Here is a 9,153-nt window from a genome sequence, read left to right on the forward strand (position 1 = left end):
GAACTACGAGATGATATTGTTGGGCTTGGCGATTGGATCGGGAATTGGTGCGATCGTTGCCTACAAAGTCCAAATGACCGAAATGCCCCAAATGGTGGGTTTACTCAACGGTTTGGGCGGTGCGGCTTCTGCATTAGTAGCCGTTGCCGAATTCTGGCGGTTATTAGATAGTTCTCAGCCGATACCCCTAGATGTCAACATTTCCATGCTGTTGGATGTGTTAATCGGTGGTGTTACCTTCACCGGTAGTTTTTTAGCCTTTGCCAAATTGCAAGGTTTAATTAGCGGTTCTCCGATTACATTTCCATTCCAGCAACCATTTAACCTCTTGCTTCTGGGTGCTTATATAGTAGGTAGTGCCTACTTAATCATCACACCAGATAGCTTACCCATATTCTTGGGAGTGGTTGGCGTTTCATTGGTGCTGGGTGTGATGTTCGTCATTCCCATCGGTGGCGGCGATATGCCAGTAGTAATCTCGCTGTTGAACTCGTTGTCAGGTGTGGCGGCGGCGGCGGCTGGATTCGTGGTGATGAACAATATGTTAATCATCGCTGGTGCTTTGGTAGGAGCATCTGGCTTAATCCTCACCGAGATTATGTGTAAGGCGATGAACCGCTCCTTATTTAGTGTGCTGTTCAGCGCTTTTGGTACAGGTTCTAGTTCTGGTGGTGGTGCTGCTAGTGGTGGTGCAACCGATCAAAGCGTCCGCAGCATCGATCCTGAAGAAGGGGCGATGATGTTGGGTTATGCCCGTTCTGTGGTAATTGTGCCCGGTTATGGTATGGCAGTTGCCCAAGCGCAACATAGCGTTCGGGAATTGTCAGATCAGTTAGAAAAAATGGGTGTTGATGTCAAGTATGCCATTCACCCCGTTGCTGGGAGAATGCCGGGGCACATGAATGTGTTATTGGCGGAGGCAAATGTGCCTTATACCCAGTTGTACGACATGGATGATATTAATCCCCAGTTTGATCAAGCGGATGTGGCTTTAATAATTGGGGCAAATGATGTGGTAAATCCGGCGGCGCGGAGTGATAAAAATAGCCCGATTTATGGTATGCCGATTTTGGAAGTAGATCGGGCGAAGCAGACGATTGTAATTAAGCGCGGGATGAGTACGGGTTTTGCCGGTGTAGATAATGAGTTGTTCTACAAGGATAAAACTACGATGCTTTTTGGTAGTGCGAAGGATATGGTGGCAAAGTTGGTTTCGGAAGTGAAGCAACTTTAACGAACCAACAATAATTTAGAGTTAGCTTGCCTTGGAGCTTGTAATGCTTCTAAGGCAAGCTTTTTTGGTAGCACTTAGGGGAGTATCAACAGTAGTTTTGCAATCTATAAATTTATGTTGCTTAAAGTACAAATAATTAAATTAGTCGTCCACAAACGTATGAAGAATTTTATTAGTTATTATGTTTCTACAATTTGTAATTTTTGGTACAAACGGAGCTTTCTCATCTATAAAAGATTTACATTCAACAAATATCCGTAGTGTGCAATTTCCCTTATCATTAATATCTTGGAAACATTCATTAGAGAGTAAAAATAAAAGTGATAATGATAGAAATGCGATACATATAGCTTTTAACATTAAATTTTTAACTTTAGTATCATTTAAATGAGATAAGTACAGAATAGAAAGAAAAGATATGAATATAAAAACAATGTTGAAGTCTGATAACATATAAAATTTGTCAAACTGCTCACTTACCGCTACGAGATTACTTGTCTTTTTTCCTCTTTGTCCTCTGTACTTGTACGGATTGTCTATAAAAAAGGCAATACCTTTTTTATGAGATGCTATGTGAATGGTAAGCTAACCTAACGCCCTTCCAAATTTTTTAAGAAGCGATCACCTGCAAAACTCCACCATACGATCGCCCCTCTTCATCCTCTGTGTTCTCTGTGTCTCTGTGGTTCGTTAAAAAGAGCGATCGCTAAATCTCTACAGTGCGATCGCTCTCTTCTTCCTCTCTCTGTGTACTCTGCACCTCTATGGTTCGTTAAAAGAGCGATCGCCAAATCTCCACAGTGCGATCGCTCTAGCAATATAATTAAGATTGTGGTGTAATACTGCGTGGATCAACAACTACAATTTCAGAAAAACGTTTAAAATCATCAATATTAAATGTAAGTAGATGTGTAATCTGGTGTGTTATCATCGCTGCAACTAAACGTGCATCATGCACCTGTTTTCCCATGACTTGGTATTTAATAATTAGAGATTCCCATTCACCAAAAATAGCAGGTATATCAAGGTGTAGTATAAATATCTTCTTAAGTTTATCAGTTTCTTCTACTGCTTGAGCCGTGGATAAACCTAAACCATTACTATTAATTGGTCTTGTAGCAACAGCCCAAAACTCAATGAGATTCTGTGGAATTATATATAATAGTTCCCCTTGTCTCTTAAGTATCAATATGGCTCTTTGAGTATCAAAGTGCATTGAGCTATTCTTCTGCACCAAACGCAGCAAAATATTAGTATCCACCAAATAGCTCATAACATTTCATCTTCTCTGGTGTAAATATTCTCTCGACTAATCGCTGCGTCTGAAAGTGGTGGCGCTAAAGAAAAAGCAGGACTATTTATTAAATCTGTTAATATAGCTTCCCATTCTTGCTGAGTTGATACTTGATAAAAAAAACTTTCTTCATGGCTCATTAAACTGTTTTCAATGAGAGATGCAAGATAAGCTTCTACCGATAAACCTTGTGCAGCAGCTTCAGCAATGAGACGAGCCTCTATTTCTGGTTTCAATTGTAGCTGTATGGTCATTTGTTGTCTCCTAATTCTCTGAGTTGTAGAAGTCTTCATCTGGATAATGGCAAAAGTTTTCTCCCTCTAAGTCAGAGAATATATCTAATTCACTACCAGGTGCATAATCTGCAATAGCTGTCACTGCCGCTAGTGTTAATTGGCGTTTTTGCTCATCTTTGGTAAGTGAGTGTTTTTCTTGAAGAACTAATTGCAGCGCTGACTCAGCTACCTTCAGGCGATCGCTTATGCTCAGGTTTGGGAGTGCTTGGAGAATTTCTTTAGTTTCCATATTAATTCATAGAGCAACTTATATTACTAGTGCTAGTGAAATTATAATAAGCGATCGCCTGAAAAATCTCCACAATGCGTAGGCAAAGCCCGCCAAAGGTATCGCTCTCTTCTTCCTCTGTGTACTCTGCGTCTCTGTGGTTCGTTAAAAATAGCGATCGCGCACTTCACATTCTAAATTTCTTGCCATTCTCTAGCATCAATAAAAATAGATAGATGTTTTTCGTTGCTTGTGGCAATAATAACCTCATGCCCATAATTAGCAACTAAAATAGATTGAGACGCCAAAATTACATCACCATCTAAAGCTTTATTATCTGCTGTCGATTTACCTTGATTTCTGACTTGTGCCCATAACTCTGCTACTTTCAACATCACTTCTGTTGTAATAGGAAGATAGATAATTTCTGACTTTAGTTGATTAAGTTTTCTAATTCCTGATAATTTATTTGCCCTTAATAATTCCCGTCTAATTTCATAATCTATAATTTCTGGTAAAATTACTCCATATCCTCTTTCAAATAGCGTATAAAACCATTCTTGATATTGCACAGCTAGAGGCGTTGCTTTTGGATTAGTAATTAATCCCACAGGTGCAGAATTTAAGATAATAACCTTACTTATCCTGTTTTAAATAGAAATACCTTTCATAGATTCAATAATTTCTAAGGTTTCTTGTTGTTCTTGTTCTTCATCTAACTCATTCCATGACTCAAATATTTTTTTGATGTTTGTTTTCCTTTCTTGTTGTTTGACAGCATCACTCTGATTAATTTCATGAATAGCATCTTCCCAGTTATTTAATGATGTCTGTTTCATTGTCACACTTTGACGAAATAGACGGACAATTTGTAGTAATTCTGGTACATATTCTTCTGGAATTTGTTGAATTTCTAATAATAGTTCAGTGCGGGGTGTAATTGATGATTTTGGTGTGAGCGATTGATTATTGTTCATAAATAACTTGCAAGTAGATAATTTAAAAACACGAGTAGATATTAATCAGTTTTAGCGCTGGTAGTCATATTATATTTTAGCGTGAATAGCTATTTTAGTTTACTGAGAACGTCCCGATGCTTACATGGTATTGAACTGATCAAGAATCGGTTCCTAATCGAGTGCGCCTATTGCGTAAGATAAAAAAGCGATCGCTAACTTTTATTGAAATGCTTAGAGGAAAGCGCACCGCAGGCATCGCCCTCTTCTTCCTTCCTCTGCGTTCTCTGCGCCTCTGTGGTTCGTTAAAAAGAGCGATCACCTGTTGTCTCCTTATCTCCTTATAACCAGGACTACGCAACCAAGCTGCGATCGCTCTCTTCATCCTCTGTGTCCTCTGCGCCTGGAGTGATTCGTTAAAAAAGGCGTAGCCTCTCGTAGAGAAGGCATCGCCTGATTGCTTTCTTAACTAACTATCCGTTTCATCGGAATTTGTATCCAGAACTCACAACCATTAGCAGGTTCAGAAACACATTTGATAGTACCGCCGTGTTTTTCTACAATAATTTGGTAACTAATAGATAACCCCAAACCAGTACCTTGTCCAGGTTGTTTAGTGGTAAAGAAAGGTTCAAAAATGCGCGGTCGCACAATCTCTGGAATCCCACAACCATTGTCAGCAATCCAAATCAGAACAGTATTCGCTTCTATGACTTTTGTACGTATCCAAATTTTAGGATTGTCAATTCTTTTTCCACTAGTTGCTGAGTTTTCCAGTGCATCGATTGCATTATTGAGAATATTCATAAATACCTGATTCATCTGGGCTGCATAGCAGACTACTGGAGGTAATTCACCATATTGTTTAACTACCTCAATCGCAAAAGAATTAGTTTCTGGTTGCAGTCGATGTTGTAAAATTAGCAAAGTACTGTCAATACCTTCATGAAGGTCAACGGGCTTCATTCCTGCTTCGTCAAGTCGAGAAAAACTTCGTAACGACAAGACTAATTGAGAGATCCGCTCTGCGCCTATCTTCATTGAAGTCAGAATTTTGGGCAAGTCATCATTAATGAAATCTAAATCTAGTGCTGCTACTTGCTTTTGAATTTCTCCTGTTGCTTTAGGATACTGTTTTTGATAAAGGCGCAGTAATTTAAATAAATTTTCGGTATGTTCAGTAACATAAGTGATATTCCCATAAATGAAACTAATCGGGTTATTAATTTCATGTGCTACGCCAGCAACTAACTGCCCTAAGCCTGCCATTTTCTCACTTTGAATTAACTGGCTCTGAGTGTGCTGTAATTCTTTAAGAGTCTGGGTCAGTTCTTCTTTTTGACATTGAGTTTGTTCGAGTAATTCCGCTTGCTGAAGTCCTACCCCTAACTGAGTACCAATCTGCATCAGCAAATCTACCTCATCTTCTTGCCAATCACGGGGTTGGATATTTTGATAAGCTGCTAGCAATCCCCAAAGTTTCTCACCCTGAAAAATCGGCACAATCATATATGCCCTAGCTTCCATTAGTTTAATCAGGGCAATATAAGAAATAGACTCATCGGTGCTGTAAATATCCTTAATAACAAGAGTTTTACCATTAGCAAAATCCCCACCTTGGGTTTCTTGCAAGTAATTACTTGCGTAGGCATAGCCCGTCGTAGATATCGCAGGTACAATTTCCTTTACTGGTGTCCAACCTTGGGCTAAAGACTCAGCAACAAATTTCCCACTCCAATCAGTTCCGAATCGATAGATTGTTACTCGGTCAACTTCCAATAGCCGTCGGACTTCTTCTGTACTGGTCGCAAAGATGGTGTCAATATCAAGAGAGTGGCGGATTTTCTCTACCGTTGCGGCTAGGGCCTTCTGCCTTTCAGCTGCTTTCCGTTCTCGTTCGGCCGCTTGAGCCAGTTTTTGGGCTTGCATCTGCATCTGTGTCAAAGATTCAGCTTGCTGTAATGCTACCCCCAATTGAACGCCAACTTGTGCTAGCAAGTTGATTTCTTCATCTTGCCAATAACGAGGCTGGGAGTTTTGATAAGCTACTAGCAATCCCCACAGCTTTTCACCCTGAGAAATTGGGACAAAAACTTCATTACGTGCATATTTACCTGCTTGTTTTCCTTGCACAAGAACGCCTTCTGTTACTGGCTGCGGCTTAACAATTGGTGTCCAGCCATCAACGATGGAATCAGCCACAAATTCCCCACTCCAATCAGGATAGAAGCGATAAATTGCGACTCGTTCCACTTCTAATAGTCGTTGGACTTCTTGAGTAGTGGTTTTAAATATGGCTTCAATATCAAGAGACTGACGAATTTTTTCGACAGTGTTCGCTAACGCCCTTTGTCTTTCAGCAGCTTTGCTGATCTCTGCTGCTTGGATCTGCATTTGTTGGATAAATTCCGCTTGCTGCAAAGCCACACCTAGTTGAGTGCCCACTTGGGTAAGTAAGTAAACCTCATCTTTTTGCCAATCACGAGCACCAGCATTTTGGTACGCTGCTAGCAAGCCCCAAAGCTTCTGACCGTGGTAAATAGCAACGATCGCATAAGCTCTTGCTTGATATATCTCTAAAATTTTAATGTAGCAATCGCTAAAGCCTGAATTGTAAATATCATTACAAATTCGGTACACTTCACACTGAGTGAAGTTCCCACCCTCTGTATCTTGTAAATAGGTATCAGCGACTGGAGGTTTAGCTAAATCTTTGGCACTACATTCGCTGACATTCTCTTTCAATTCCGGCCGTTGCGACTGTTGCTCTATGAGGGAAACCCAACCTTCTGCCACTGATTCAAACACGAATTCACCACTCCAATCGGGATTGAAGCGATAGATAGCCACGCGATCAGCATTTAGCAGCTGCCTAAGTTCTACGGTGGTTGTGTGGAAAATGCTTTCCAAATCTAGGGACTGACGAATTTTCTCAATGGTGATGGCTATGGTTTTCTGCCATTGGGCTGCTTTTTCTCTGGCTTTTGCTTGTGCTAGTTCTGCTGATTGTAGTTTTACTTGTTCTAGGTAATCTGCTTGCTGTAAAGCAACTCCTAGATGTTCGGCGATTAATTGCACAAACTCAATTTCTGATGCTTCCCATTGTCGAGGGCTACCACACTGATGAATACACAACAATCCCCATAACTCTTTACCTTTGATCAAGGGGGCAATTATATTGGCACGTACTTGGAATCTTTCCAGAATCTGGATGTAGCAATCACTGGCATTAACTTGATAAATATCAGCTATTGCTCGAATTCGACCTTGCTGATACAGTCCTGCAAACTCCTCACTAAAGCAGTGGTCGCGCAGTTTGGCTGCTAGTGCCGAATCCCATTCTGTTGCCACATCTTCATAGATAAATTCCCCTTCCCATGCCAAATCAGGATAAAAACGAAACACGCCAACCCGATCGGTTTTCAGAAGTTGGCGAACTTCAGTGACTGTAATTTTGAAGATAGTTTCTATGTCTAGAGACTCCCGAATACGGGCAATAACTCCAGATAAGGCTTTTTGTTGCTCATTCTGACGCAAGGAGCATGTCACATCTGAATGAGATTCTTGCCGTTGTGAATTTGGTTGTATGGGTTGAGTAGTAGAGGAGTTTTCCATTCCCAGTGGGACTTTAAATATTGAAAGTCTTCTATCTCATGATTCCCGTTGCGATCGCAAAGGTAACAGTTATTTCCTGGGAATGTCATACAAAATACTGTAGGGACACGATAATATCATGTCCCTACAATAAAGATTTTCAATTACGAGAAAATTATCGCCGCTTGGGAGTGGCGCTGCGGGTGGTGCGTTTCTCTTCCTCTCGACGACGGCGATCGCGCCAATCTGCCAGGGTCAAATAACCAATACCACCAGTGACTACTACGAGCAGCACTACAGCAACTAAAACCAAAATACTCAAGAATGGACTTTCCACAATACCTCTACAGTCCGTTACGTCCCCACACTACCATTGCAATTGACCAAGTGAACACAACCAACAGCGATACCCAACCTAGTGTCAAAATCTCCATAGTCCCACTTTTCAAATAATTACAAAAGGTTTCTAATATTTATCATACAGGGATTGGGTAAGCTGAGATTTTTTTATCAATGACATTGTAAGTTTTGTGTGCGATGTCTACAACGGGCTACGCTTACGCAAAAAAGACACCAAATTTTATTGATACGCTAGTACTTTAAGCAATGATAAAGACGAATGTGAAAAAGTAGCGATCGCGCTTTGTAACTTGATACTTTGGGAATACTAGGGCTATGCGTATATATCTCCAATCCCGCAACCTCTAATATCATGCCGACATTTTTCAACTACCCTTTTCACTCCAACGGTTTTATTCCCCACGGACATTGTTATCTTTGGCAAACTGGATTAGTTTGGCTCCACATTATTTCTGATGCCACGATCGCTCTAGCCTATTATTCTATTCCCTTCCTACTGATTTATTTTATTTCCAAGCGTAAAGACCTTCCTTTTAATGGGGTCTTTTTGTTATTTGGTGCTTTTATCATTGCCTGCGGTACTGGACACCTGATGGATATTTGGACGCTTTGGCATCCAGACTATTGGATTGCAGGTACTTTAAAAGCTTTAACTGCCATTATTTCGATATATACGGCATTTGCGTTATTTTATCTCATGCCTCAAGCTCTAAGCCTACCTAGTCCTGCTCAGTTAGAAGTTATTAATCGAGTGCTTTCAACTGAAATTGTCGAGCGCAAGCGCATCGAGAAAGAACTACGCCTAGCAGAAGAAGTCGCTCAAAGCTCCAACCAAGCCAAGAGTGAATTTCTTGCCAATATGAGTCATGAACTACGCACACCTCTTAACGGTATTCTTGGCTATACACAAATTCTCCAACGCACAGAATCTTTGAGTGAGAAAGGACGTAAAGGAGTCAGCATTATTTATCAATGTGGTTCTCATCTTTTAACCCTAATTAATGATGTCCTCGATCTCTCCAAAATAGAAGCCCGAAAACTAGAATTGTATCCTGTTGATTTCTACTTGCCTGCTTTTATAGATAGTGTGACTGAAATTTCCCGCATCCGGGCAGAACAAAAGGCGATCGCATTTTACGTCCAACTCGATCCTGATTTACCAACGGGCATTCATACTGATGAAAAACGCTTGCGGCAAGTACTGATTAACT

At 40.6% G+C, this 9,153-nt stretch carries 12 protein-coding genes; 2 read left to right on the forward strand and 10 right to left on the reverse strand.

Annotated elements, in window-relative coordinates; translation table 11 throughout:
• Positions 1-1,234 (forward strand): NAD(P)(+) transhydrogenase (Re/Si-specific) subunit beta (locus tag IQ229_RS03710; RefSeq protein WP_194041394.1); only part of this gene is annotated, 1,234 nt, incomplete at its 5' end.
• A 656-nt stretch (positions 1,235-1,890) separates the two neighbouring features.
• Here the strand turns inward: IQ229_RS03710 and IQ229_RS03715 are convergent.
• From IQ229_RS03715 to petN, 10 genes are all read right to left on the reverse strand, one after another.
• A complete protein-coding gene (locus IQ229_RS03715; RefSeq protein ID WP_194041396.1) occupies positions 1,891-2,052 on the reverse strand; it encodes a hypothetical protein in 162 nt (53 codons plus the stop codon).
• 5 nt (positions 2,053-2,057) lie between these two features.
• Complete coding sequence (locus tag IQ229_RS03720) at positions 2,058-2,507, reverse strand: type II toxin-antitoxin system VapC family toxin (RefSeq protein ID WP_194041398.1); 450 nt, start codon at positions 2,505-2,507, stop codon at positions 2,058-2,060.
• Entirely contained in the window at positions 2,504-2,782 is a 279-nt protein-coding gene (locus IQ229_RS03725; RefSeq protein ID WP_194041400.1) for a hypothetical protein, read from the reverse strand. The genes IQ229_RS03720 and IQ229_RS03725 overlap by 4 nt, the downstream gene beginning before the upstream one ends.
• A 10-nt stretch (positions 2,783-2,792) precedes the next feature.
• Positions 2,793-3,053, reverse strand: a complete 261-nt coding sequence (locus tag IQ229_RS03730) for a hypothetical protein (protein WP_194041401.1) — start codon at positions 3,051-3,053, stop codon at positions 2,793-2,795.
• Between the two features lie 173 nt (positions 3,054-3,226).
• Positions 3,227-3,643 carry a PIN domain-containing protein gene (locus IQ229_RS03735; RefSeq protein ID WP_228013087.1) on the reverse strand — a complete coding sequence of 139 codons (417 nt, stop codon included), beginning with the start codon at positions 3,641-3,643 and terminating at the stop codon, positions 3,227-3,229.
• A 39-nt stretch (positions 3,644-3,682) separates the two neighbouring features.
• The gene (locus tag IQ229_RS03740; RefSeq protein ID WP_194041403.1) at positions 3,683-4,009 is read right to left on the reverse strand and encodes a hypothetical protein; all 327 of its coding nucleotides are present in this window, start codon (positions 4,007-4,009) and stop codon (positions 3,683-3,685) included.
• 139 nt (positions 4,010-4,148) lie between these two features.
• Entirely contained in the window at positions 4,149-4,373 is a 225-nt protein-coding gene (locus IQ229_RS23705; RefSeq protein ID WP_228013089.1) for a hypothetical protein, read from the reverse strand.
• A gap of 80 nt (positions 4,374-4,453) precedes the next feature.
• A complete protein-coding gene (locus tag IQ229_RS03745; protein ID WP_194041405.1) occupies positions 4,454-7,603 on the reverse strand; it encodes a GAF domain-containing protein in 3,150 nt (1,049 codons plus the stop codon).
• A gap of 154 nt (positions 7,604-7,757) precedes the next feature.
• A complete protein-coding gene (locus tag IQ229_RS03750) occupies positions 7,758-7,919 on the reverse strand; it encodes a hypothetical protein (RefSeq protein ID WP_194041407.1) in 162 nt (53 codons plus the stop codon).
• A 7-nt stretch (positions 7,920-7,926) separates the two neighbouring features.
• Positions 7,927-8,016: a cytochrome b6-f complex subunit PetN gene (gene petN, locus IQ229_RS03755; protein WP_012408302.1), complete on the reverse strand. Its 90-nt coding sequence runs from the start codon at positions 8,014-8,016 to the stop codon at positions 7,927-7,929.
• 278 nt (positions 8,017-8,294) lie between these two features.
• On the opposite strand from petN, the gene IQ229_RS03760 reads away from it, so the two are divergent.
• A partial coding sequence (locus IQ229_RS03760; protein WP_322743938.1) for a sensor histidine kinase occupies positions 8,295-9,153 on the forward strand: 859 nt, incomplete at its 3' end.

Source organism: Nostoc cf. edaphicum LEGE 07299 (genome assembly GCF_015207245.1).
Lineage (GTDB): Bacteria > Cyanobacteriota > Cyanobacteriia > Cyanobacteriales > Nostocaceae > Nostoc > Nostoc edaphicum_B.